Here is a 24,566-nt window from a genome sequence, read left to right as displayed (position 1 = left end):
AAGTTGCAGCCTCCAAAAAAGACCTCCCCGGCCAGGCAGGCCGGGGAGCAAGGGGCAACTCAGAACTTGTAGTTCAGGCCGACGTACGCGATGCGGCCGGCGTAGCCGTTGGAGTAGAAGCGGTCCTTGGTGTCGTTGCCAAGGTGGGCGCGGGTCTCCTGCCTGGTCAGGTTCAGCACCGAAGCGGTCAGGCTCAACTGGCTGGTGAAGTTCCAGGCCGCGTTCAGGTCGATCTGGCTGTACGGGTCTTCATACACGTTCAAGCCGTTCTGCAGGCCGTCCACCACCTCGCCGCGGCGGTTGTACGAAGCGCGCAGCAGCAGCTTGTCGGTTTCGTAGAACACGGTCAGGTTGGCCTGGTTGCGGGCGCTGCCCACCAGCGGCGAGGAGCCGACGTTGGTGCCGTCTTCCAGCGTGATGGCGGCCTGGTTGGTCTTGTTGTACGTGTAGTTGAACTGGAAGCCGATGCCGTTCGACAGGGTGTGCTGGGCATACAGCTCGGCGCCCTGCGACACGCCGTTGCGGCCGCCGGCGCTGGTCGAGTAGTTCTGCACCGTCACGTTCTCGCCGCCGACGTTCAGGACCACGTCCATCACGACCGGCACCGAGAAGTTGCTGACGTTCTTGCGGAACACGTCGAGGCCGAGCACCGAGCCGCGCTGGAAGTACCATTCCAGGCCCAGGTCGAACTGGGTGGCCTTGTACGGCTCCAGGTTCTTGTTGCTGCCCGAACCGAACCAGCCCGGGTTGCCGCCGCCACCGATCAGGCGGCGGTCGTTGACATATTCCTGGCTGAAGTTCTGCAGGCCGCCCGGCGAAGCGATGTCGCCGTAGCTCGGACGCGAGATCACCTTCGATGCGGCTGCGCGCAGCAGCAGGGTATCGGTCAGGTCGTAGGCCAGGTTCAGGCTGGGCAGCACGTCGTTGTAGGTGCGGTCCAGCGAGCTGACGACGAAGGACTGGGTGCGTGCGATGCTGTCCGGCAGGGTCGTGAAGCCGCTGACGCAGCCCGAACCGCTAGGCGCGCCGGCAGCCGGGGCGCCGCCCGCCAGGCAAGGCGCCGGGGTGCCGTTCGGACCGTTGAAGAAGTAGTCCTTGTAGTTCTCGACCTGGTCGGTCGAATCGGCATGCTGCTTGGTGCGGACCAGGCGCATGCCGACGTTGCCCCGCAGGCGGTCGGTCTTGATGTTGGCCTGCAGGTAGGCCGAGGTGATCTTTTCGCCGACGTTGTACACGAAGTTGTCTTCGTTACGGGTCTGCATCTGGCCGTAGGTCTTGTTCAGGTAATTGACGTAGGTTGCGTAGTCGATTGCCGGGAAGGCGCTGGCCTGGATGCCGCCCGCGATATTGTCCAGCGACTGGCCGTACAGGAACTGGGGCTGGAACTTGTTGGCGGTCGGGTCGCAGCCGGCCTGGTAGCGGTTGTCGTAATTGCTGGCGTCCTTGCCCGGGCAGACCCAGTAGTTGTTGCCGGTGTTGCGGTGGGTGCCGCCGTCGCGGTACTTGGCGCCGAACTGCAGCGAATCCAGCCACTTGCTGCCGTCGTTGTGCCAGGTGAAGTCGGCCTGGGCGTAGTTCTGCTTGGTGCTGTTGCGGGTCCACGACGACGAAGTCGAGCCGAGGTCGATCTCGCCGATGCCCTTGGCCAGGTTGGCCATCAGCTCCGGCGAGAAGGTCATGGTCGGCGTGCCGTTCAGGTTCCAGCTGCTGGCGTAGTTACCGAGGGTCCAGCTGCCGTCTGCATTCTGCATGCGCGGCTTGATCGGCATGCTGAACTGCAGCGACGGGCCGCCGCCGGCCCAGGTACGGCCGGCCAGGAAGTTCGCGTCCAGCGACTCGCCCTTCCATTCGGCGCCGATGTCGAAGGTCTGCGATTTCGCTTTTTCGCGGTTATAGCTGCCGGTGATCTGCGGGGTCGGGATGGTGCAATCGTCCGGCCCCCAGCCGCCCGGCTTCTGGCCTGCGGCCTTGGCCTGGTCTTCGCTGCAGTAATAGGTCTTGCCCGGATGGACGCTGTAGTTGGCGCCGGTGACGATGGTGCCGCTCGGGTCGAAAGTCAGGCCGTCCAGCATGCGGCCGCCCGGCCAGTTGCCGTCGCCGCTGTAGCGCGCCAGGTTCCATTCCGGGACCTTCAGCGTGTTGGTCTGCGAGTTCTGCGACAGGTCGAAGCGGAAGTAATTGGCGGTCAGGTTCAGGTTGCGCATCGGCTTGAACTGCAGGGTCAGCTGGCCGCCCTTGCGCTCGCGCTGCTCTTCCTTCACGTTGAAGTTGACCGAAGTCGGCATCATGAAGTTAGTGTAGTACTTGCCGCTCTGGTCGTAGAAGCCCGACTGGCCCCACCAGTAGCTGGTCATGTCCGAGGGCTTGCCGTTGACGTCCGTCGCCGGATGAGCGTCGTAGTCGTCGCCGTACCAGCTCCAGTTTTCGGTGGTGGCGCTCATGGTGCGGGTGGTGCGCTTCTGCTGGGTGTAGCCGACCAGCACGCCGAAGCGGTTGCTCTCGTCATGCCAGGCGTACTGGCCGGAGAACTGGCCGTCGCCCTTCTTGCTCGTGTCGGCCCAGGTGCCTTCGGCGTTGACGAAGCCACTGCCCGACTTCACGTCCAGCGGACGGCGGGTATGCAGGATCACGGTGCCGCCGATGCCGCCTTCGTCGATGCGCGCTTCCGGCGTCTTGAACAGTTCGGCGCTGCCCAGCATGTTCGAGGGCATCAGCATGTAGTTGAAGGAACGCGAAGGATCGCCGTTGGATTCGGCGGTGGCGACGTAATTGCCGTTCAACTGGGTCAGCGTCAGTTCCGAGGACAGGCCGCGGACGCTGACGTTCTTGCCTTCGCCGCCGCTGCGGTCGATGATCACGCCCGGTACGCGCTGCAGCGCGTCGGCCACGTTCTTGTCGGGGAATTTGCCGATGTCTTCGGCGGTGACCACGTCGACGATGGCGTTGGCGTTGCGCTTCTGGTCGAGGCTCTTCTCGATCGAATAGCGGTAGCCGGTCACGATCACTTTTTCCGGCTGCTTGGCATCAGCCTTCGTATCAGCCGAAGTGTCGGCGGGCGTGGTCTGCGCATGCGCGCTGGCAATGCTCAACAGGGCCAGGGCGACTGCCGCGGCAATCGGGGTGTTCCTGAACATCATGTGAAATCTCCTTGTGTGCCCTATGGATGGGCTTCTTTTATCTGACGCTACCGAGGCCATTTACTAAACGGCTGTTCCAGCGTCCCTGCGCCGTGGGGCATCGCACTGCGCCCTAGTGGAGTTATACAAACTTGGTTTTGCAGGCTCAACAAGATTTGAAAAACGGCGCGCAGTTTAGCCGTGTTTTCGTAAACACGCGCTGTTTCGGGGTGCGATCGGGATGTAAGGGCGAAGGCGCGGGCTTACCCGTGTTTCATAAACAGGGCGTGTAGATAGGGATCGCGCTGCGCAGGAGTGACTTCTTTGCAGAGGGTGACAGTCCTGGCAGCGGGGTTGTAGAGTGGCGCTTCAAGCGTTCGCAACCGGCCAAAAGCGGACAGTCGGCAATCGCGACAGCGGCCGCTGTAGGCTATGCCAATATTGCAGCGTGTCAGTGAGGGAAATCCAAAGCATCAGGACGCATTGTCCAGACATGGAAGGACGGGCAGCGGATCCTCTAGAAGCTCGTCGATTAATTCGTGGCTTCGGAAAGCCCGCTTAGAGTTGCGCATTCAATCGGTCGTCGTGTCCAACGATAGATCGACAATCTAACAAGGAACACGGCCGGCTTGGAAACCGGCCGGACAAGCTGGCGCTAACTACTTGGAGCAGGTTTTGCCCTTCACGCCATGGAAGCCTTTCGCTTTTGCGTCCGCTTCCACCATGTACGAACCCTTCTTGGTCTTCCCGTAGTACTTGTCGCCTTCGCAGTGGTAGACCTTGCTGGATTCGTTCGCCCACACTTTGCCGTCACCGCCACCAGGGGCCTGCTCCATCTGCGCTTTGTCTGCTTTGCCTGGCTTCGCAGAGTCAGCCTTGGCCGGGTTCGCTGCCGCGCCGCCGGTAGCTGCCTTCGCTGGAGCAGTTGCAGTCGTTGGGGCAACCGGATTCGGCACCGTTGTCTGGGCGAACGCTGCACTTGCCATAAAAAGGGTGAGCGTGGCGCTGAGCAAGAGCTTTTTCATGATGGTTCCAATAGGGACGACACGAACATACGTGCATCACCAGATAACGATATCGCAATCTGCCAGTTGACAGCGAAAAGTAACTGATTGCAAGCAAGCGAATGCTGGCGCATTAGGCTAGCTGGGCGCAGCCCCTAAATCTTCTTGAGCGCCGAGGGCTTGTGCGCCGCCTCGGCCCCGGTCTCGTCGCTCACGACCAGGTATTCCGGATTTTCTTCCGAAGCGGCCACGTGGTGGCCCTTGATCTCGGTGGGCGCGGTCAGCTTCTTCTTGACCGTGCCGCGCACCGCGCCCTGCGATGCATGCCATTCCACTTTGTCGCCTGCCTTGAACGTCTGGGTCATGATGGGCCTCCTTTGTCCTGGACAGTTATTTGAACACAGCGCCCTTCCCCGCAGCGTTCCTTACCGGCTGGATACGTGACGCCAGCCATTCGGAACCTTGGCTATACTGAATTCAAGCCATGATCGGCACGCAATGCCGATCCATCCATCACGTTTCATCGACTGACAGGGGGTAATATGCAGACGACCTGGATTGTGTCGGCCAACGCCGGCCGCGCGAGGATTTTTTCGGAAGCCGATCCGTCGGAGCCGCTGGAAGAAATCGAGGACATGATCAGCAGCGCCGCGCGCATGCGCACCTCGGAAATCAATACCGACGAAGTCGGGCGCACCGCGGCCGGCAGCAGCAGCCATAACATCGGCGGCAACGAGGCCGCGGGCTTCGCCCACAATGCCAAGGCCGGCGCGCCGAACAAGGCTTACCAGCCGGCCCAGACGCCGCAGGAACACGAGGCCGAGCAGTTTGCCAAGGAAATCTCGAAATACCTGATGGACGCGCACCAGGAAGGCCGCTTCCAGCAACTGGTGATTTCGGCCTCGCCGCAATTCCTGGGCGCCCTGCGCAACTACCTCGATTCGCACATCAAGCCGCTGATCAAGCTCGAGGTGAACAAGGACTACACCCACTCCAACGCGCAGCAACTGCGCGAACAGATCCGCGAGCAGCTGCAAGCCCAGCGCGCCAACAGGCTGCAGTAAGTCTTCACTAGCTGTCCAGGACAACGCCAGCCGACAAAGTTGGCGTTTTCATATGTGGCGTTTACCGCACGCCTGTTCGATTTTCTATCCAAAAAGCATATCCACTTCCGCATCCCGCTGGTATTCTTGCGATCTTTCCATGTGGCAATACTCATTGTCACTTTGCAATTCTCGTAGCGGAGCCAATGTGATTCGAGCAATAAACGCCAGCGTGCGCCATCAACTCAGACTAGCCTTTGCGATCGTCATCGCGATTTCCTTCCTGTCCACCGGCCTGGCGATCTGGCGCCTGCAGACCCTGTCCGGAGACACCCGGGCTCTCACCGAGCAGCCTCTATTAAAAAAGCGGCTGATCTCGAAGTGGCTGCTGAACATGTCGGTGGGCGCGAAACGCACTCAAATTCAATAATCTACCGCCAATGTTTTGCACCATCCTGGTGCAGTGTTGGCGGTAATACTTCGCTTGCTGGCATCCGTACAACAGCTGAGTCTTGGTCCATACGCATAGTCATCAAATTGGTATAGCGCAAGTTCGCGAACATGCTAACATCGGCAAATTCCCTCTGGAAACATTTTCAAGACGTATCGTTGCTGCGTATAACAATAATTAACCGGCAATAAGCCGAGAAACTCCATGAAAAATATCGGTTCCAGGTTGATCGACCGTTACATGACGGCGATCCACTGGTTCATCCCCGTCGAGGCGCAGCAGAACGCTGCCCAGCTCACGCGGGCGCAGAACGTCGTCAACGCCGTGGTCCTGGCCGCGCTCTCGGGGCCCTTCTACTCGCTGGCCTACTACCTGCTCGGCTTCTCGACGGCGGCCCAGGAAATCCTGGCCTGCTGCGCCTTCATGTTCGTTGCGCCCTTCCTGCTGAGGGCGACCCGCAGCATCGCGATCGCGCGCGAAGTCTTCCTGTGCGCGGTATTCTTCAACTTCACCTGGCTGACTTTTAATTTAGGCGGGGTAAACGCGCCCACCGCCGGCTGGTTGATCACGGCGCCGGTGGTGGCGATGTTCCTGGGCGGGGTCGGGACCGCCGTGTTCTGGCTGGCCATGAGCTGCGGCGCGGTGGCCGCCATCTATATCCTGCCACTGATAGGCGTCGCCCTGCCGGCCCATCCGGTCAAGGACATGGACCTGCTCTACCTGCTGTGCGACCTCGGCCTCTATCTCGTCATCGTCGTGTTCGTGCTGCTGTTCGAGCTGACCAAGACAAAAGGCTTCATCAAGCTGGAGCAGGCGCTGAACGTCATCAACGAGCTGGCGATCCGCGACGAACTGACCGGCAGCCATAACCGCCGCCACCTGATCGGCCTGATCGAGCAGGAGCGCGAGCGCGTGGTCAAAGGCGCCCAGGCCTTCTGCGTCTGCCTGCTCGACATCGACTTCTTCAAACGCATCAACGACACTTACGGCCACGCCGCCGGCGACGCGGTGCTGCGCAGCTTTGCCGTCACGGTGCAGAAGCAGATCCGCGAAAGCGACGCCTTCGGCCGCTACGGCGGCGAGGAATTCCTGCTGATGCTGCCCGAGACTTCGCTGGAAGACGCCATGCTGTTCGCCGAGCGGGTCCGCATGGGCATCGAGCGCCTCATGTTCCGCGACGTCTCCAGCGACTTGAAAGTTTCGGTGTCGATCGGCGTGGCCCAGTTCCGCCTGGGCGAGACCATCGGCCAGACCGTCACCCGCGCCGACGAAGCCCTGTACACCGCCAAGTCGAGCGGCCGCAACCGGGTCATCAATTATGGCCAGACCGTCGAACTGTCGCGCGAGCAGGCCGAAGTCCAGGCGGAAGCGGAAGCCGCGCCGGCGCTGCTGCCGCTGGAGCTGACCGACACCAGCCAGTGCGACCCGCTCACCGGCCTGCTCGGCCGGCGCGTGCTGCGCGACCGCCTGAACCACGCGATGTCGCGCTCGATCCGCAACGAGCGCCTGGTCGGCCTGATGCTGCTGAACGTGAACAAGTTCAAGGACATCAACGAAGCCCTCGGCTATGAAGCCGGCGACGCCATCCTGGCCCAGATCGCGGCCAATGTGCGCGACTGCCTGCGCGATTCCGACACCGTGGTGCGCTGGGGCGGCGACGAATTCATCGTGATCCTGGAAGACCTGGCCCAGCTCGGCGACGCCCAGCAGGTGGCGGAAAAGATCCTCGACCGCTTCGCCCTGCCGCTGCGCGCCGGCGAGCGCGAATCCTTCGTCAGCCTGAGCGTCGGCATCGCCACCTTCCCTGCCCCCGGCTGCGACATCGACACGCTGCTCAAGCGCGCCGACACCGCGATGACCCGCGCCAAGATGTGGGGCGAGAACAGCGTGCAGGTCTACTCCTCGGACGCGCCGCTGCCGCCGAGCGAGCGCCTGATCCTCAAGAACCACCTGCGCGAGGCGCTGGCCCAGAACCAGCTGCTGCTGGAATACCAGCCCCAGGTCGACATCGCCACGCGCCGCATCGTCGGCGTCGAGGCGCTGATCCGCTGGAACCATCCGCAGTACGGCCGCATCGAGCCGGGCCGTTTCATCACCCTGGCCGAAGAGACCGGCCTGATCGTGCCGATCGGCGAATGGGTGCTGCGTACCGCCGCCGCCCAGAACCGCGCCTGGCGCGACGCCGGCCTGCCGGCGCTGAAGACGGCGGTCAACCTGTCGGCGCGCCAGCTCAAGCATCCGGAACTGGTCGACCGCGTGCTGGAGATCATCGCCGAGACGGGCATCGCGCCGTCCTGCCTGGACCTCGAGATCACCGAGGGCATCCTGATCGACAACATGGAGATGAACCGCCAGGGCCTGCAGACGCTGCGCCAGGCCGGGGTCCAGGTCTCGATCGACGATTTCGGCACCGGTTATTCGAGCCTGGGCTACCTGACCGAGCTCCCGGCTGATATCCTGAAGATGGACCGCAGCTTCGTCACCCGCCTCGGCCAGGGAGAAACCGGCGCGCGCGGCTATGCGCTGGCCGAATCCATCATCCACATGGCGCACCGCCTGCAGCTGGCGGTGATCGCGGAAGCGGTCGAAACCGAAGAGCAGCTGGCCGACCTGACGGCCATGGGCTGCGACTACGCCCAGGGCTACTACTTCCACCGTCCGCTGGCGGCCGACAAAGTGGCCGAACTGCTGCGCCAGCAAGCCGCTACCGACCAGGGCCCCGCCCTGCATGTCGCCTAACAGGGAATACGCATGTCTACTCCATCGATACAGGACCACGAAGCGATTGATACGGATGAGGATCCGCAACTGGCGGCCGAGCGCGAACTCGCGCGCCAGGTCGACGCCATGCTGGGCAACGGTTCGCTCGGCGGCACCGCGGCCCAGTTCGCGCAGCCGCGCGGCGCCGACCTGCTGCGCCGCACCGAGCCGGTCGAAGCCTGGCACAAGGCGCGTAGCGCCGACGGCCTGTGGCAATACGCCCGTTCGCTCGACGGCGCCCCGCACCCGATCGCCAGCATCCGCGACGAAGGCGGCAACGGCGCACGCGGCATCAATTTCGCGTCCCAGGATTACCTGTCGCTGGCCTCGCACCCGCAGGTGAGCGAGGCCGCCGCGCGCGCGCTGCGCGACGCCGGCCCGCACAGCGCCGGCTCGGCTGTTTTGCTCGGCAATACCCGCACCTCGCTGGCGCTCGAGGAGGCCATCGCCGGCCTGGTCGCGACCGAGCACGTCGCCCTGTTCCCGACCGGCTGGGGCGCGGCCTTCGGCGCCATCACCGCGCTGGTGCAGGCCCAGGACCACATCGTCATCGACCAGTTCGCCCACGCCTCGCTGCGCCAGGGCGCCAGCGCCGCCACGCCCAACGTCAGCATCAACCGCCACCTCGACGTCGGCCACGTGCGCGAACTGCTGGGCGCGATCCGCGCGCGCGACACCGATCACGGCATCCTGGTCGTCACCGAAGGCCTGTTCAGCATGGATTCGGACACGCCCGACCTGGCTGCGCTGCAGGCGCTGTGCCACGAATACGGCGCCACCCTGCTGGTGGACGTGGCCCACGACCTCGGCGCCATGGGCCCGGGCGGCGGCGGCTGCATCGCCCAGCAGGGCATGCTGGGCCGGATCGACCTGGTGATGGGCGCGTTCTCGAAATCCTTCGCCTCGAACGGCGGCTTCGTCGCCACCGCCTCGCGTTCCGTCAAGCGCCACCTGCAGCTGTACGCCGGGCCGCACATGTTCTCGAACGCGCTGTCGCCGGTACAGTCGGCCGTCATTCTGGAATGCATCCAGATCATCCGTTCGGACGAGGGCGACTCGCTGCGCGCCGACCTGATGCGCAACGTGGACGGGCTGCGCGCCCAGCTGGCGGGCGAAGGCCTGCATTGCATGGGCATCCCCTCGGCCATCGTGCCGGTGCTGATCGGCAGCGAAAAAGTCTCGCGCCTGACCGGCAAACTGCTATTTGAACAGTCGGTGTTCGTGAACCAGGTCGAGTTCCCCGGGGTGCCGGTCGGCGCTTCGCGCTTGCGCCTGCAGCTCATGTCCAACCATAATATGCAGCAAATTAAACGCGCTGCACCGATCATCGGCCAAACGGTGGCCCGGGCGCGCGACGCCATCGCTGCCGGAGAAGCACGCCGCCGGCAGTAATCAGGAGCTAGCTTGGGACAAATGCGGGAAGACATCGACACGGTCAACAATGAATGCGTCCTGCTGCACGAGCGGCTGCGCCAGCATGCCCGGCAGACGCCTGACCGCCTGGCCTATACCTTCCTGCGTGACGACGGCAAGATCGACGAGCTGACCTATGGCCAGCTGGAACGCCGCGCCACCGCGCTGGCCGCCGCGCTGGCCAAGCATGCCGAGCCGGGCGCCCGCGCGCTGCTGCTCTACCCGGCCGGCCTCGAATTCATCACCGTCTACTTTGCCTGCCTGCTGGCCGGGATCATCGCGGTGCCGGCCACCATCCCCCACAAGAGCCGCGCCTCGCGCCGCCTGAAGGCCCTGCTGGACGACGCCGACCCGGCCCTGATCCTGACCCGCAGCGACGTCGAGCCGGCGATCAAGGCCAGCCTGTCGCTGGTGGATGCTTCGAACCGCGAATGCATGTGCACCGACGTCCTGGAAGCATCCGGGGATCCGTCCGCGCTGCCGGCCATCTCGGCCGACATGACCGCCTTCCTGCAGTACACCTCCGGTTCGACCTCGCTGCCCAAGGGCGTGCGCATCACCCACGGCAACATCGCCGCCAACGTCGAGTCGATCCGCGAAGGCTTCGGCTTCCACCCGGACACCGTGATGGTGAGCTGGCTGCCGCTGTTCCACGACATGGGCCTGATCGGCAGCGTGGTCTCGCCAATGCATGTGGGCTTCCACTGCGTGCTGATGGCGCCGGCCGCCTTCCTGAAGAACCCGATGATCTGGCTGGACGCGATCACGCGCTACCGCGGCACCTGCGCCGGCGCGCCCAACTTCGGCTGGGACTATTGCGCCACCAAGGTCAAGGACGAGCAGAAGGCGCAGCTGGACCTGTCCAGCCTCGAAGTCGCCTACAACGGCTCGGAGCCGGTGCGCGCCAGCACGCTGCGCGCCTTTACCGATGCCTTCGCCGGCGCCGGCATGCGTGAAAGCGCGCTGTTCCCCTGCTACGGCATGGCCGAGACCACGCTGTTCGTGACCGGCGGCCCGCGCGGCCGCGGCCCGCTGGTGCGCACCGTCAGCAAGTCCCTGCTGGAAGGGAACCAGATCCGCGATGCGGCGCCGGGCGATCCGGACGCGCGCGAGATCGTCAGCTCCGGCCGCGTCGGCCTGGGGAGCAAGGTGCTGGTGGTCGATCCCGAGACCTGCCTACCGGTGTCGAGCCACCGCGTCGGCGAAGTCTGGGTCAGCGGCCCCAGCGTGGCGCACGGCTACTGGAACCGCCCGCTCGAAACCGAAGCCACCTTCGGCGCCCGCCTGGCCAAGACCGGCGAAGGTCCTTTCCTGCGCACCGGCGACCTCGCTTTCATGCGCGACGGCGAGCTGTTCATCACCGGCCGCCTGAAAGACCTCATCATCATCAACGGCCGCAACGTCTACCCGCAGGACATCGAGGAAGTGATCGAACACACGATCGACTTCATCGAACCGAACATGTGCGCGGCCTTCTCGGTGGAGATCGGCGGCCAGGAAAAGCTGGCGATCGTCGCCGAAGCCAACCGCGGCCTGGTGCGCGCGGCGCAGCAGCTGGAAAAGGAACTGGCCCAGAGCGGCGAGCAGCAGAAGGCCAAGGACGACTACCTGGCGCGCATCGAGGCGATGGCGCAGAACATCGTCAAGGTGATCGCCCAGCAGTTCGACGTCTCCGTGTCTTCGATCGTGTTCGTCAAGCCGGGCACCTTCCCGCGCACCACCAGCGGCAAGGTGCAGCGTTCGCGCTGCAAGGAACTGGCGCTGCACGGCCAGCTCGAGCTGGTCTACGTGATGCCGGGTTCGATCTTCGACCGCCGTACGCCGCGCGGCCCGGCGCCGGCAACCGCGCCGGCTGCAGCACCGGCATCTGCGCCGCAAGCCTCCGTGGCGGCCGTGACGCCAGCGGTGCCAGCGCCGGCCCCGGCCAGCGCCGACGCCGCGCGCGCCCTGTCGCGCAGCACCGCCGACCAGATGATAGTCTGGCTGCGCCGCTACGCGCAGCGGCGCCTGAATTCGCGCGTCATCGACGAACGCCGCACGATTCCGCCCTACGTCGTGCTGGACCTCGGCAATGCCGGCTTCTTCGGCCTGCAGGCGCCGCGCAGCGCCGGCGGCAAGGATCTGGCCACCGTCGACCTGATGCGCGTGCTGGAACAGCTGGCGGCGGTCGACATGACGGTCGCCACCATGGTCGGCGTGCACAACGGCCTCGGCCTGCGCCCGCTGCTGCGCTTCGGCAGCGATACCCAGCGCGAACGCCTGCTGCCGCAGCTTGCCGCCGGGCGCCAGCTGGCGGCCTTTGCGCTGACCGAACCGGCCGCGGGCTCGAACCCGATGGCCCTGCGCGCCAGCGCCGTCAAGGTGCCGGGCGGCTGGCGCGTCAACGCGGAAAAGCAGTGGATCGGCCTCGCCTCCTGGGCCGGCCTGACCACCGTGTTCGCCAAGGCCAGCAGCGCCGAGGGCGCGCCGCTGGGCATGATCTCGCTGCTGGTGAACGCCGACAACGAGGGCCTGGTGCAGGGTCCGGAATCCCTGACCATGGGCATGCGCGGCATGGTCCAGAACACCCTGTTCCTCGAGAATGCCTTCGTGCCCGACGACGCGGTGCTGCTGGCGCCGGGCGAAGGCATGGAAGCCGCCCACGACGCGATGCTGTTCTCGCGCCTGGGCATCGGCGCGATCTGCGTCGGCGCCATGAAACGCTGCGCCCAGCTGATCGCGCGCTATGCCTCGCGCCGCACGGTTGCTACCGGCCTGCTGGCCGAGAATGCCGTGACCGTGGTGCGCCTGCAGGAACTGACCGCCGCGATCCAGGCCAGCGAAGCGCTGGTGTATGCGATCGCCTCTGAAATCGACGCCGGCCGCGCGCCTGCCGCCGAAGCCTATATCGCCTGTAAAGCCGCCGCCACCGAAGCGCTGGGCGAAGCGGCCGACCTGCTGGTGCAGATGCTGGGCGGGCGCGGCTACATCGAATCCAACGGCGCGCCGCAGATCCTGCGCGACGCGCGCGTGCTGCGCATCCTCGAAGGCCCGACCGAGACCCTGTACGCCCACCTCGGCGCGGCGCTGGCCAAGCCGGGCGGCGCCGGGCGCGCCTTCCTGGCCGACGCCCTCGGCAGGTCGGCCCTGTGCACCGAGCTGGATGCCGCCATCGCCCGCGTGGCCACGCTGGCCGAGGGCGCGCAGCGCCTGTTCGGTTCGAAGATCGCGGCGCGCCAGTGGACCGACTACAAGCTCGGCGAACTGTCGGCCAGCGCCTTCCTGCTGGGCGCCGCCGAGCGCCGCCAGCAGTCGCAGAGCGGCGACGCGCAGGCGGCCAGCAATGCCGTGGTGTGGGCGCGGCGCCGCTTCAATCATCAGTTACAGGCGCTGCTGGCGGAACTCGCCGGCCAGCGCCCCTACAGTTCTTCCGGCGACCTGCTGGCCCTGGTGGCCGGCTACGCCCAGGAGATCGGCGACATCGACCAGCAGATGCCGGGCGAAGACCAGCAGCCGGACGCGCTGCTGCTGCGCGCCGGCGCGAAACCCGCTGCGCTGCCGCAGGCCGCACCGGTGCAGGCACCGGCCGAGGCTTCGACGCCCGCACTTGAAGCAGGTGACGGCAAGGGCAGCGGCATCCACGCCGTGGTCCAGGATTGCGTGCTGGCCTGGCTGCGCACCGAGAGCCGCCAGACCCTCGATCGCATCGACCCCGACACCCCGTTCGCGGCGCTCGGCATGGATTCGCTGGCTACCGCCTCGATCGCGGTCGAACTCGAGCAGCGCCTCGGCATGCCCATCGTGCCCGAGCTGCTGTTCGACTACCAGAGCGTCAACGAACTCGCAGGCTTCCTGGAACGCCAACGGAGAACAGAATGATCACCCACCCTCCCCATAGCATGATCAAGCTGTTCGACAGCATTCTCCCGGCGCCCCTGCGCGCCGATACCCGCCAATGGCAGGCTGCGCGCAATTTGACGGTGCTGGCGGCCGTCACCGCGGCCAGCGTGCCGCTGCTGACCATGATGTACCACCTGCTCGGCTTCGACTCGGTGGGCATGGTCGTGCTGACCGCCGGCATCGTCATGATGGTGACGCCCTTCACGCTGGCCGCCGGCCTGCCGATCGCCGCCGCGCGCGACCTGTTCGTCGGCGCCCTGTTCCTGCTGAAGGTCTGGATGGCAGTCTACCTGGGCGGCCTGGCCGCCCCGACCACGCCCTGGTTCGTGCTGTGCCCGGCGGTGGCGATGCTGCTCGGCGGCCTGCGCCCGGCACTGCTGTGGAGCGCCCTGGTGAGCGTGGTGTTGGTCGCCCTGTTCATGCTCGACCGCTCCGGCGCGATCGCCGCCCCGCCCACCGGCCCGGCCGCCACCGTGCTGCACCTGGCCAGCGTCATCGGCCTGATGGCGCTGGTGGTGCTGATCCTGGCGCTGGCCAACGGGGTTGCCGCGGTCGAACGCCGCCAAAAGTAAGATGCCGGGGCCGGCGACGGCATCGGCCCGCAGCTGCTAAGCTGGCGGCGTTATCGACCACGGACGCCTGCCATGCCCCTACCCGTTTCCCGCCTCGCCCTGATCGCCCTTGGCCTGCTCGGCGCCACCATGACCGTGCTGGCCGCCGCGCGCGAACGCCATGAGGGTTCCGATCTCGAATCCATCGCGTCCCTGGACGTGCCGCGCTACCTCGGCGCCTGGTACGAGATCGCCAAGTACCCGAACCGCTTCCAGAAGCAGTGCGACCGCGACACCACCGCGCATTACAGCCTGCAGCCCGGCGGCGGCATCCAGGTGATCAACCGCTGCCGCCGCGCCGACGGCCGCATCGACGAGGCAGTCGGCAGCGCGCGCCAGATCGGCCCGGCCGATTCGCCGAAGCTCGAAGTGCGCTTCGCGCCGGGCTGGCTGTCCTTCCTGCCGATGGTGTGGGGCGATTACTGGGTGATCGACCTCGACCCGGACTTCCAGCTGGCGGCAGTGAGCGAACCGAAGCGCGAATACCTGTGGATCCTGTCGCGCACGCCCACCGTGCCGCGCCTGGCCATGGCCGGCCTGCTCGACCGGCTTTCGCGCCAGGGCTTCGACGTCAACCGCCTGGAGGCGACAAAACACACACGTTAACAACACTTTGGCCATGCATACGCGGCAAATGCTTGCCAAAGGCGGGTTATTTACGGAATATACTTATTTCATATTTGTAATTATTTCGTAAACAAACCCGGATGAAGCCGCCCTCGCGCGTATCGCGCCTGTACGAAGTGATGGACCTGATGCTGGACTCGGTCGGTGACCCGCTCGCGCTGAAAAGCCTGGCGGCGTCGGCCAGCTATTCGTCCTTCCACTTCGACCGCATCTTCCGCGAGCTGACCGGCTTCTCGGCCGTCGAATACCAGAGAAAGCGCCGGCTGCGCCGCGCCGCCCACCTGCTGCGCCACGAGCCAGACGTGGCCATCGTGCGCATCGCCCAGGACTGCGGCTTCCCGTCCAACGCGGCCTTCGCCAAGGCCTTCAAGCAGCAGTTCGCCATGTCGGCCAAGGCCTGGCGCGAAGGCGGCTGGCGCGCATACATGGACCAGCAGGTGGGGCGCGAGAGCGACGTCAGCTTCTTCGTGGCCGAGCCGGACAATCTCGAGGCGCTGTTGGCGCCCTACTGCCCGCCGCAGCCCGGCACCATCGCCGCGCGCATCGCCGTGCGCATGCTGCCGGCCGTGGTCCTGCGCTACCAGCGCTTCTTCGGCCAGTCCGGCGCGGCGCTGTCGATCGCCTGCAACGATGTGGTTTGCGAGCGCGAGCGGCGTGACGCCGCGGCCGGCGCGCCGGAAGTCCGGCCCTGGTTTGGGGTGTTCGACGAGGATCCCGGTTTTACGGGAGAGAGCGAATACTGCTACGACTTCGGCCACGCCGACGATGCCGGCGCCGACCCGGGCATGGGCATGCGCGTGCTGCCGGCCGGGAGCTACGCCTGCCTGGACTTCCACCAGGAATGGCCGCGCTTCCGCTCCATGTACGAGGACTGGCTCGACAAGCAGTCGCTGTGGCGGCTGGACAGCACCCGGCCGCATATCCAGATGGTCGAGCGCAGTCCCGAGGGCCGCTGGCGCGGCTGGCTGGCGCTGCCGATCAAGAAGCGCTAAAAGCGCTCTTTGGGATTACCAGGTGAAGTCGTCCGGGATCTTGAAGTCGGCATAGGGATCGTCTTCCTCGACCGCCTGCGGCGCGGCTTTGGTCACGCGCACCACGCTTTCCGGCGCGCGCTCGGCGATCTTCTCGGCGATCACGCGCGGCACCAGCTCGAAGCCGCCGCCGTGGGCGACGATGGCCAGGCGGCCCGCCACCAGGTGATCCCTCACCTTTTCCGAGACGTGGATGCGCTCGATCTTCGTCCCCATCGTGAAGTTGTAGGGAATGTCGCCATTGCCCTTGGGCTGGCGGTTGGTCGTGACCATCTGCGCGATCTGGGCCGCGACCGCCTTCTGCGCCGCGGCGGCGTCGCGCTGGGCGTTCAGCTCGCGTGCGCGCTCGGCGTTCTTGCGCTGTGCTTCCAGCGCGGCCTCGCGCGACTCGTTCTGCTTTTCGACGCCGGTGCGCAGCTCGATCTTGTGCTGCTTGCTCTTTTCCTGGTTGGCCAGCTTGACCTTCTTCTTGTCGACCAGGCCGGCCTTGAGCAGCTGCTCTTGCAGGGAAACCATCTCATGTACTCCGTATGTGCGAAGCCGTCAGCATAGCAAATCACTGCGCAAGGAAGAAGCGCAACATCTCGCTGGAGGCGTTCGGACCGGACGGATCGGCATACGAACCGGCCGAACTGCCGCCGGACCAGGCGTGACCGGCGCCGTGCAGCAGCCAGTGCTCGGCCACCACTTTGCCGTCAGCGTCCAGCGACATCGTTCTCATGTGGCCCTTGCCGGGCTCCTCGATCTCGGTGCGGGCCGCGCCGCCGCCGAACTGGCGGTACACGGCCTGCCCGTTCGACGGGTGCACGGTGGCGTCGCGGTCGCCGTGGAAGACGATGGCGCGGACGCTGCCGCCCGGCGCCTGCCTGCGCGCGCCCTGGTGCTTGCCCTTCATCGCCTGCAACCCGGTGATCAGGTCGCGCGCGCTGCCCGCCGCCAGGCCGGAATGCACGCCCACGGCTGCGTACAGCTCGGGATACGTCGCCGCCATAACAGCCGCCATGGCGCCGCCCGCCGACAGGCCGGCCACATAGACCTTGGACGGGTCGCCGCCATGCTCGCGCAGCACCTGGCGGGTCATGCCGGCGATGAGGGCCGGTTCGCCCTGGCCGTGTTGCTGGTGGGCGGCGTCGAACCAGTTCCAGCACTGCGTATGGTTGGCGCTGGACGGCTGCTCTGGATACAGCACCAGGCAGCCGCTTTCTTCGGCCGCCAGGTTCATGGTGGTGCCGGCGGCGAAATCGTCGGGATTCTGGGTGCAGCCATGCAGCATCACCACCAACGGACGCGGTCCGGCCGCTGGACGCGAGGGCACGTAGAGGCGGTAGCGGCGCGTGCCTGCTTCGTTGGTGTAGCTGCCATCCAGGAAGGCGCCGGGGCCCAGCGTTTCGGTGCTCCGCCCTGTCGCGGGCATGCCGCGCGCCCAGGCTGGCGCGGCTTTCAGGTCGGCGAACGGGGTGGCGAAGGGCCTGGCGCCGGTGCGCGCGGCGGCGGGCGATGCGCCCATCAGGCCGGCCTTCTGCAGGGCTTCCTGGATCAGCGCCGTGGCGGCGGCCGGGTCCTTGCCCTGGCCATTCCGCACCGCGCCGAGGATGTTCTCGACGAATTGTTCGTAGGGTTTCATGGGTATTCCTTCAGGATTCGATGCGGTCGGCCAGCGCCGCCTTGACGGCGTTCGAGGCTAGAAATGCGCCCAGCACGTGGATCGAAGCGATCGCTTCGCGCGCCAGTTCGGGAGTGACGTCGTCGTCGATGGCGGCGAGGCCGAGCACGTGGATGTCCAGCCGCTCGCCGGCGGCGACCGTCTTTTCCAGCTCGGCTTTCGAATAGCGCTGCATGCCCATCACGTAGCGCTTGCGGGTGACGGTCTGTCGGATCGCATCGCCGTGCTGCTCCAGCTGCTTGCGGATCGCCATGCGCACGAAGTCCGTGCGGTTGGTATAAAAGCCCTCTTCGACCAGCAAGTCCATCTGCGCGAGGTCGACCAGGCCGAGGTTGATCGTCACCTTTTCGGTGTCGGGAAATTTGGGTTTTGCTTCGACAAGTTTCATGAAAATACTCTCCTTATACTCCATGTGGAGTATAAGGAGAGTATTTCAAGGGCTGATTATGCTTTTTCCAGCGGTTCCAGCCGTACGAAGCGGGTCAGCACCAGCACCGGGATTGCCGACAAGACAACCCACAGGAAGAAATGACGGTAGCCCAGCGCCTGCTGGATGTCGCCGCTGACCACCTTCGACAGCACGAAGCCCAGCTGCATGAAGCCCGAGCCCAGCGCGTAGTGGGCGGTCTGGTAAGGTCCGCTCGCGATCACCTGCATGATGAACAGGATCATGCCGACGAAGCCGAAGCCATAGCCGAACATCTCGGCCGCCAGCGACGCCGTCACGACACCCAGCGATTCCGGCTGCATCATGCTGAGGTAATAGAACACCAGGTTCGGCACGTTCATCGCCAGGATCAGCCAGGGCATCGCGCGCTTCAGGCCGATCCAGGACGTGAAGTAGCCGCCCAGGATGCTGCCGACCAGGAAGGCGGCGGTGCCGGCGGTGCCGTAGATCGCGCCCACTTCCTGGGTCGACAGGCCCATGCCGCCGATCGCGCGGGCGTCGCGCAGGAACAGCGGGCCGATGGTCTGGACCTGGCCCTCGGCGGTGCGGAACAGCAGGATGAACAGGATGCCGAGCCAGATGCCTGGCTTGGCGAAGAAGGCGCGGATCACGTCGACCAGCACGTTCAAGGTACCGCGCATGGTGGCCGCCTGCGCCCTTGCCGCCGCCGGACTGCCGGACGGTCCGGGCAGCGCCCACGCATGGTAGATGCCCAGCCCCGCCATCAGGGTGCCCAGCAGGCCGAACACGGTGGCCCATGCCAGCTGCGGGCCGACCTTCTGCTCAAGGTAGCCGGCCAGGATCACCAGCCCGCCCAGCGACAGGAACTTGGCGCCGTTGAAGAAGGCGCCCTGCCAGCCCGCATAGGCCGCCTGCAGTTTTGCCGACAGGCTGGCGATGTACAGGCCATCCGCGGCGATGTCGTGGGTGGCGGAGGCCAGGGACACCACGCCCAGCAGCGCGATCGCCAGCGCGAACCAGGCCGGCAGCTGCAGGCCCAGCGCCAGCGCGCCGAGCGCGACGCCGCCTAGCATCTGCAGCACCACGACGATCCGCTTCTTGCTGCGGAAAAGCTCGAGGAAGGGGCTCCACAAGGCTTTAAAAACCCAGGCCAGGCCGAGCACGCCGGTCCAGCGCGCGATCTGCTCGTTGGGCACGCCCATGCTCTTGAACATCAGGCCCGCCACCAGCGCCACGCTGTAGAACGGCAGGCCCTGCGCCAGATAGAGGCTGGGCACCCAGGCCAGCGGATGGCGCACCGTGTGCGGCGCCAGGTGATGCGGTTCTGCCTTGTCCATGCTTAGCTGCCCTGCTCCAGGTCGAGGGTGACGATGCGGCTGCTGCGCCCGCGGGTGTCGAAGGTGGCCACCTTGCAGCTCGTGGCTTCGGCCGGCGCTTCCACCGCCCCCCCATGGCGCGGGCTGGCCAAAGTCGGCGCGCTGCCGTCCAGAGTGTAATGCAGCGGCAGGCCCGGCAGGGCGACATTCGCATGAATGGTCCGGCCTTCGCGCAGCACGCCCGGCGGCGGCAGGCGGTAGCCGTAGGCCAGAGGCGCGCGGTCCAGGCGCGGCAGCTCGCGCTGGCCGAGGCGGTTCGCGAACTCGTTCCAGTCGGCCTCGATGGCGGCTGCGCGCGTGATGGGATCGTCGATCGCGCACCAGCCGGGGTCCGGCGCCCAGGCCCGCTCGGCCAGCGCCACCATGCGCGGCGCCGCCAGGTATTCGACGCGGGCGCGCGAGCGCGCGTTCTCGCCCCACAGCTGCCCTTGCAGGCCGAGGATGCGCGCGCGTCCGTCCGGGGACAGACGCGCCATCGCCGCCAGCCGCGCCGGCGGGATGTCGCGGCCCATCGGGTCGCTGGCGGCGCTGGCGATCATGTCCAGCGGGCAGAAGACGAAGGCATGGCGGGTCTCGACGAAGCCGGCCCAGTAATAGCCCGGCTCCTGCGGATCCTTCGCATACGCGAGGTCGAAGTAGAGGTTGGCGGCGTTCGCCAGCACCACGTCATAGCCGGCGTTCGCCAGGCGGTAGGCCACGTCTTCCTTGCCTGAGCCCCAGGCATTGTTCCAGGCGTAGACCTGGAAGCCAGGGCCGTCGAAGTCGCGCTTGGGCAGGGGCAGCGGCGCGCCTTCGACCTTCTGCGTGTTCTCGTGCTGGGCCGGGGCGCAGCCCTCGGCAGTGGCGGCGCCGTGCTTCAGCGCCGTCTCTTCCCAGCCGGCGAAGGCCAGTCCGTGCCGGGCCAGGATCGCACGGCAGCGCTCGACGAAGTCCGCGTGCAGCTGGCTGACTTCGTTCCAGCCACGCTCGTGCATCAGCCGCCGGCAGATGGGCGAGCCGAGCCAGGCCCCCAGCGGCACCTCGTCGCCGCCCGTGTGCACGGCGCGCAGCGGCACGCCGGCCTCGCGGTACAGCGCCGCCACGTGGGCGACCACGGTGTCGAAGAAGCGGTCGACCGAAGGCAGTGCGATGCACATCACATTGTCGCGCCACATCTGCACCGATTCGTAGACCGAGGCATCGTCCGGATCGCTCAACAGGTAACGTTCGGCGCCTTCGATGTCGCCCTGCGCGCGCAGGCGGTCGTGGCGCGCGCGCATCGCCAGCACGGCGGCGCGCGCATGGCCCGGCATATTGAATTCCGGGACCACCTCGATGTGGCGCGCATGGGCATAACGGAGGATGGCGATGAAGTCGGCGGCGTCGTAGTAACCGGTGCCGGCCGAGCTGTCGACGTCGGCGCCGGAGCCGAAGGACGGGGGCAGGCTCTGTCCATCCTTCGCCACGCCGCGCTTCGAACCGATCGCCGTCAGCTCGGGCAGCGCATCGATCTGCAGGCGCCAGCCTTCGTCGTCGGTCAGGTGCAGGTGCAGCTTGTTCAGCTTGTAGCAGGCCATGCAGTCGAGCAGGCGCAGCACCGTCTCCTTGGACGAGAAATGGCGCGCCACGTCCAGCATCATGCCGCGGTAGCCGAAGCGCGGCGCATCCAGCACGCGGCCGCAGGGCAGCGAGCCGTCCGGCGCCATCAGCTGGGCCAGGGTCTGGATGCCGTTGAAGACGCCGTGGGCGCTGGCGCCGCGCACGCGCACCGAGACGCGATTGATCTCGAGCGAATACGCTTCCGGCCCCGCCGCTTCCACTGCGCCGATCTCGAGGACGATGCGGGCCGCCTCGGCGGCGTCCGGCAGGCCGCCCAGCAGCGTGCGCAGGAAGGCCGCCTCGCCCGCCAGCGCGGGGCCGGCCACCACCTCGGCGGCGCTGGAGATGGCACAGGCGCCGTCATGGAAGCCGGCCTGCAGCGGCCGCGGCGTGATGCGCCCGACTTCTTGCGGCGGCAGCAGGCGCAGGCCGGCGTTCTCGCGATAGCGGCGCGCCGCATCGCCCGGCGGCAGCAGGTCGCGCGCATTGCGGTGCAGCTGCTCGGGGCGCGCGAAGGGCAGGATCTCGGGGTCGCCCAGGTCGCTGACCTTGCCGTCCGCCTCGATCAGGTAAAAACCCAGCGGCGCATCGGTCACGCTGATGGCCCAGAACTGGGCCACGTAGCCGATGTCGAGCGCCTGGCCGGGCAGCCAGTCCGCATCGCCTGTTGCGCGCAGCCGGAACAGGTCGCCGTTCAGGTGATCGACGCGGTAGCCTGCATCGACCGTGTCCGCCAGCACGCGGCGGCAGGTATTGAAGTAGAGCTCCCACCCTGCCGCGATAGGCTTATCCGACAGGTTGCGGATCGCCAGCCTGGCGGAGAAGGCTTCTTCCCCGACCAGGTTGGACAGGCACTCCCAGGTGATACCAACAGCTGCCATGGGATTACAGCTTGCCGCGCAGGCCGAGGTAGAAGGTGCGGCCGTTCGAGTAGAAGGCGCGCGGGCGGTCCTTGTTCTCGGCGTACATCTTGATGGTCTCGTTGGTGAGATTCAGCGCATCGAAGGTCAGCGTCAGGTGATCGGTCAGCTTGACGTTCACCGATGCCGCCAGCGAAGGCATGCTGTCCACGTGCTGGCTGGCGCCGCGGTCCACGCCGGCTTTATAGGCCGAGCGGTAGCTGTAGGCCAGGCGCGCGCTGAAGCGTTCGTCCTCGTAGAAACCGGTCAGATTGTAGGTGTTCTTCGAGGAGTTCAGCATCTCGCCGCCGTCATCCAGCTCGCCGTCCGCGTAGGTGTAGTTGGCCAGGAGGCCGAAGTTGTTCATCAGCGGCTGCTGCCAGCTCAACTCGACGCCCTTGTTCTTGGCGCCGGTGTTGTACGGGGACGTGATCTGGTAATCGGTGAACACGCCGCGCTTGTTGTTGTAGTAGCTGCCGGTGCTGGTGCCCTGGGCCACGATGGAGCCGAAGTCCATGTAGAACAGGCCGGCCGACAGCGCCGCCTTCGGTGCGAAATACCATTCGGCCGAGAGGTCGAAGTTGGTCGAGCGCACCGGGTCCAGGTTGACGTTGCCGCCGCTGCCGGAGAGTGCATCGTCGTTCAGCGACACCGAGCCGCCCAGCGCGCTGTAGTCCGGACGCGCCACGGTCTTGGCGATCGCGCCGCGCACCACCAGGTCGGGACGCACGTCGAATTTGACGTTCACGCTCGGCAGGTAATCGCGGTAGGTGCGCTTGAACTCCGTCGGGGTGTAGGGACCGAAGGCCGAGCCGGTGATCGGCGCGGTGCCACCCGGCAGGTTCACGATCGTGGTCTGGCGCGTCTCCACCGCGCGCAGGCCGGCGTTGCCGCTCCAGCCATTGCCGCCGAATTCGGCCATGCCGTACAGGGCCGCGGTCTTCTCGCCGACCTTGAATTCGTCCAGCCAGTTATGGCGCAGCGTGTAGTCCAGCAAACGGTTGCCCGGCACCGCACCCCAGGCGCCGAGAGCCGCGCCGTCATACTTGAAGTAGCCGTTGAAGACGCTGCCGCCAAGGTCGGATCCGAAGTCGCCCGGGTACATCGTGCCGTTCCAGACCGGACCCGGGTTGCTGAAGCCGTTCGGACCCGGACGGGTTTCGAGCGGGTGCTCGGCGGTGCGGGCGTGATCCGTGAAGCGCGCGCCGAAACGCACTGCGCTCAGCCAGGCATTGTCACGCACGGTGAAGACGCCGTCGATCTGACCGTATTTTTCCTGGTCCACCGATTGCGCCTCGCCGCCGCCGGCCCAGGCCGTGCTGCCGGGCTTCGCGGTGTTCCCGCCGGGGTAGCTGACGGTGGCCGGGGTGAGTCCGTTCAAGGCATAGACCATGCCGCCGTCGACGTTGTTCTGGTAATAGACGTCGTCGCGGTCGTAGCCGACGCCGTGGGTCTTGCCGATACGGCCCGTGAAGCTCAGATCGTCGCTGGCACGGAAACGGCCATTCAAGTCTAGGTACCAGGATTCGCCGCCGGCGTTCGGGCGGTAGATGTTGTCGACCTCGCCCGAGTTGCTGACGAAGCCTGCGCCGACCAGGGTGCCGTTACGGATCACCGGGTTCTGCGGAATCAGGCCGCTGCTGTTGATCGAGTTGGCGGGCGCGGCCAGCCAGTTGGTGTTCTGGTGCGGCGCCTGCAGCTTCGAATAGAAGCCGTTCAGGTCGATGCCGAAGTCGCGCGAGGGTTTCGCTTCGATGTCGAAGGCGCCGCCTTCGCGTTTCTTCTTCTGCTCGAACAGCGCGGCGCCGATGAAGGTCGGCACCGCCACGCCGGCCAGCGCAGGATTCGCGATGGCGGCGGCGCTGGTGGCGCTGATCGGGGTGTAGCCCAGCACTTCCTGGCCGTCGCGGCGCACGCTCTGCTTTTCCGAGAAGCCCTGCAGCAGCACGCCGAAGTTGTTCGCCGGGTTCTTCCAGCTGACCAGGGCCGAGACTTGCGGCTCCGTCTTCTTCGACAGGTCGTTGTAGTTGGCCTGCAGCGAAGCCTCGACGGTGAGCGGCTGCTTGAAGTCGAGCGGACGGCGCGTGATCACGTTGATGGCGCCGGACACGCCGCCTTCGACCAGGTCGGCGGTGGCGCTCTTCTGCACCACGATGGAGCCGACCAGTTCCGAGGGCAGCAGCGAGAAGGAGCTCGAACGGCCGACGTTGCCGCCGATCTGGTTCAGCACGAACCAGTCGCCGGTGGAAATCGCATGGCCGTTGAACAGGGTCTGTTGCAGGCTGGGGCTGGTGCCGCGCAGGCTGACGCGGTCGTTCTCGCCGAAGCCGCCTTCGCCACCCGCCGAGGACTGCGTGTTCACGCCCGGCAGGCGCTGGATCGCATCGGCCACGTTCTTGTCGGGCATCTTGCCGATGTCTTCGGCGGTCACGACTTCGACCACCGAATCCGCGTTGCGCTTCTGGCGCAGCGACTGCTCGAGCGCGGCGCGCACGCCGGTCACGATCACCTGCTGCGCTTCCTGTCCCTGCTGCTCCTGTGCGTTGGCTTGCGCCGCCATGCCCAGCACCAGTACCGATACCGCGCTTGCGATCGCGGTGCGTGCGATCACCCTACCTGCCTTTGCCTCGTTCATGTCATCTCCCGTAAATTGTGGTTCAAGCTCTTCTTGGTATGGGGCGCATTGTGTCGTTGATTTCTTGGCCA

At 66.2% G+C, this 24,566-nt stretch carries 17 protein-coding genes; 8 read left to right on the top strand and 9 right to left on the bottom strand.

Annotation, left to right across the window (positions count from 1 at the left end; all coding sequences use genetic code 11):
- Positions 1 to 59: 59 nt before the first annotated feature.
- The 3 genes from LQV39_RS09965 to LQV39_RS09955 form a co-directional block, all read right to left on the bottom strand.
- Entirely contained in the window at positions 60 to 3,137 is a 3,078-nt protein-coding gene (locus LQV39_RS09965) for a TonB-dependent receptor (RefSeq protein WP_230024899.1), read from the bottom strand.
- 638 nt (positions 3,138 to 3,775) lie between these two features.
- The gene (locus LQV39_RS09960) at positions 3,776 to 4,141 is read right to left on the bottom strand and encodes a hypothetical protein (protein ID WP_230024897.1); all 366 of its coding nucleotides are present in this window, start codon (positions 4,139 to 4,141) and stop codon (positions 3,776 to 3,778) included.
- 134 nt (positions 4,142 to 4,275) lie between these two features.
- A complete protein-coding gene (locus LQV39_RS09955; RefSeq protein WP_230024895.1) occupies positions 4,276 to 4,485 on the bottom strand; it encodes a DUF2945 domain-containing protein in 210 nt (69 codons plus the stop codon).
- Between the two features lie 177 nt (positions 4,486 to 4,662).
- On the opposite strand from LQV39_RS09955, the gene LQV39_RS09950 reads away from it, so the two are divergent.
- The 8 genes from LQV39_RS09950 to LQV39_RS09915 all read left to right on the top strand — a co-directional run bounded on the left by LQV39_RS09950 (position 4,663) and on the right by LQV39_RS09915 (position 15,896).
- Positions 4,663 to 5,184: a host attachment protein gene (locus tag LQV39_RS09950; RefSeq protein WP_230024893.1), complete on the top strand. Its 522-nt coding sequence runs from the start codon at positions 4,663 to 4,665 to the stop codon at positions 5,182 to 5,184.
- 187 nt (positions 5,185 to 5,371) lie between these two features.
- A complete protein-coding gene (locus LQV39_RS09945; protein WP_230024891.1) occupies positions 5,372 to 5,593 on the top strand; it encodes a hypothetical protein in 222 nt (73 codons plus the stop codon).
- A 225-nt stretch (positions 5,594 to 5,818) separates the two neighbouring features.
- Positions 5,819 to 8,353 (top strand): diguanylate cyclase, encoded by a 2,535-nt coding sequence (locus tag LQV39_RS09940; protein WP_230024889.1) that lies wholly within the window; start codon positions 5,819 to 5,821, stop codon positions 8,351 to 8,353.
- Between the two features lie 12 nt (positions 8,354 to 8,365).
- A complete protein-coding gene (locus LQV39_RS09935; protein ID WP_230024887.1) occupies positions 8,366 to 9,766 on the top strand; it encodes an aminotransferase class I/II-fold pyridoxal phosphate-dependent enzyme in 1,401 nt (466 codons plus the stop codon).
- 21 nt (positions 9,767 to 9,787) lie between these two features.
- Positions 9,788 to 13,645, top strand: a complete 3,858-nt coding sequence (locus LQV39_RS09930) for an AMP-binding protein (RefSeq protein ID WP_230024885.1) — start codon at positions 9,788 to 9,790, stop codon at positions 13,643 to 13,645.
- A complete protein-coding gene (locus tag LQV39_RS09925; protein WP_230024883.1) occupies positions 13,642 to 14,238 on the top strand; it encodes a hypothetical protein in 597 nt (198 codons plus the stop codon). Before LQV39_RS09930 ends, LQV39_RS09925 begins: the two co-directional genes overlap by 4 nt.
- A gap of 72 nt (positions 14,239 to 14,310) precedes the next feature.
- Positions 14,311 to 14,883 (top strand): lipocalin family protein, encoded by a 573-nt coding sequence (locus LQV39_RS09920; RefSeq protein WP_230024881.1) that lies wholly within the window; start codon positions 14,311 to 14,313, stop codon positions 14,881 to 14,883.
- 101 nt (positions 14,884 to 14,984) lie between these two features.
- Positions 14,985 to 15,896: a helix-turn-helix domain-containing protein gene (locus LQV39_RS09915; protein WP_230024879.1), complete on the top strand. Its 912-nt coding sequence runs from the start codon at positions 14,985 to 14,987 to the stop codon at positions 15,894 to 15,896.
- Positions 15,897 to 15,911: 15 nt separating this feature from the next.
- Here LQV39_RS09915 and LQV39_RS09910 read toward each other — a convergent pair whose 3' ends face one another.
- Genes LQV39_RS09910 through LQV39_RS09885 form a run of 6 tightly spaced genes read right to left on the bottom strand, consistent with a single transcriptional unit; the run spans position 15,912 to position 24,495 of the window.
- Positions 15,912 to 16,451, bottom strand: coding sequence for a DUF2058 domain-containing protein (locus tag LQV39_RS09910; RefSeq protein WP_230024877.1), 540 nt, complete (start codon positions 16,449 to 16,451; stop codon positions 15,912 to 15,914).
- A gap of 40 nt (positions 16,452 to 16,491) precedes the next feature.
- Positions 16,492 to 17,559 carry a PHB depolymerase family esterase gene (locus tag LQV39_RS09905; protein WP_230024875.1) on the bottom strand — a complete coding sequence of 356 codons (1,068 nt, stop codon included), beginning with the start codon at positions 17,557 to 17,559 and terminating at the stop codon, positions 16,492 to 16,494.
- 10 nt (positions 17,560 to 17,569) lie between these two features.
- The gene (locus LQV39_RS09900) at positions 17,570 to 17,986 is read right to left on the bottom strand and encodes a CopG family transcriptional regulator (protein WP_230024873.1); all 417 of its coding nucleotides are present in this window, start codon (positions 17,984 to 17,986) and stop codon (positions 17,570 to 17,572) included.
- Positions 17,987 to 18,042: 56 nt separating this feature from the next.
- A complete protein-coding gene (locus tag LQV39_RS09895; RefSeq protein WP_230024871.1) occupies positions 18,043 to 19,344 on the bottom strand; it encodes an MFS transporter in 1,302 nt (433 codons plus the stop codon).
- Between the two features lie 2 nt (positions 19,345 to 19,346).
- Positions 19,347 to 21,842 carry a family 20 glycosylhydrolase gene (locus LQV39_RS09890; protein WP_230024869.1) on the bottom strand — a complete coding sequence of 832 codons (2,496 nt, stop codon included), beginning with the start codon at positions 21,840 to 21,842 and terminating at the stop codon, positions 19,347 to 19,349.
- A gap of 4 nt (positions 21,843 to 21,846) precedes the next feature.
- Positions 21,847 to 24,495 carry a TonB-dependent receptor gene (locus tag LQV39_RS09885; RefSeq protein ID WP_230024867.1) on the bottom strand — a complete coding sequence of 883 codons (2,649 nt, stop codon included), beginning with the start codon at positions 24,493 to 24,495 and terminating at the stop codon, positions 21,847 to 21,849.
- Positions 24,496 to 24,566: the final 71 nt, after the last annotated feature.

This window comes from Massilia sp. Bi118, assembly GCF_918697865.1.
Taxonomy (GTDB): domain Bacteria; phylum Pseudomonadota; class Gammaproteobacteria; order Burkholderiales; family Burkholderiaceae_D; genus Telluria.
This window is presented reverse-complemented; position numbering and strand designations above follow the sequence as displayed.

Bases quoted from the DNA above. Each gene is read 5' to 3' on its own strand.
- LQV39_RS09935 (WP_230024887.1), top strand. From the start codon at position 8,366: ATGTCTACTCCATCGATACAGGACCACGAAGCGATTGATACGGATGAG.
- LQV39_RS09960 (WP_230024897.1), bottom strand. From the start codon at position 4,141: ATGAAAAAGCTCTTGCTCAGCGCCACGCTCACCCTTTTTATGGCAAGT.
- LQV39_RS09910 (WP_230024877.1), bottom strand. From the start codon at position 16,451: ATGGTTTCCCTGCAAGAGCAGCTGCTCAAGGCCGGCCTGGTCGACAAG.
- LQV39_RS09895 (WP_230024871.1), bottom strand. From the start codon at position 19,344: ATGGACAAGGCAGAACCGCATCACCTGGCGCCGCACACGGTGCGCCAT.
- LQV39_RS09925 (WP_230024883.1), top strand. From the start codon at position 13,642: ATGATCACCCACCCTCCCCATAGCATGATCAAGCTGTTCGACAGCATT.
- LQV39_RS09905 (WP_230024875.1), bottom strand. From the start codon at position 17,559: ATGAAACCCTACGAACAATTCGTCGAGAACATCCTCGGCGCGGTGCGG.
- LQV39_RS09950 (WP_230024893.1), top strand. From the start codon at position 4,663: ATGCAGACGACCTGGATTGTGTCGGCCAACGCCGGCCGCGCGAGGATT.
- LQV39_RS09930 (WP_230024885.1), top strand. From the start codon at position 9,788: ATGCGGGAAGACATCGACACGGTCAACAATGAATGCGTCCTGCTGCAC.
- LQV39_RS09920 (WP_230024881.1), top strand. From the start codon at position 14,311: ATGCCCCTACCCGTTTCCCGCCTCGCCCTGATCGCCCTTGGCCTGCTC.
- LQV39_RS09885 (WP_230024867.1), bottom strand. From the start codon at position 24,495: ATGAACGAGGCAAAGGCAGGTAGGGTGATCGCACGCACCGCGATCGCA.
- LQV39_RS09890 (WP_230024869.1), bottom strand. From the start codon at position 21,842: ATGGCAGCTGTTGGTATCACCTGGGAGTGCCTGTCCAACCTGGTCGGG.
- LQV39_RS09940 (WP_230024889.1), top strand. From the start codon at position 5,819: ATGAAAAATATCGGTTCCAGGTTGATCGACCGTTACATGACGGCGATC.
- LQV39_RS09965 (WP_230024899.1), bottom strand. From the start codon at position 3,137: ATGATGTTCAGGAACACCCCGATTGCCGCGGCAGTCGCCCTGGCCCTG.
- LQV39_RS09900 (WP_230024873.1), bottom strand. From the start codon at position 17,986: ATGAAACTTGTCGAAGCAAAACCCAAATTTCCCGACACCGAAAAGGTG.
- LQV39_RS09915 (WP_230024879.1), top strand. From the start codon at position 14,985: ATGAAGCCGCCCTCGCGCGTATCGCGCCTGTACGAAGTGATGGACCTG.
- LQV39_RS09955 (WP_230024895.1), bottom strand. From the start codon at position 4,485: ATGACCCAGACGTTCAAGGCAGGCGACAAAGTGGAATGGCATGCATCG.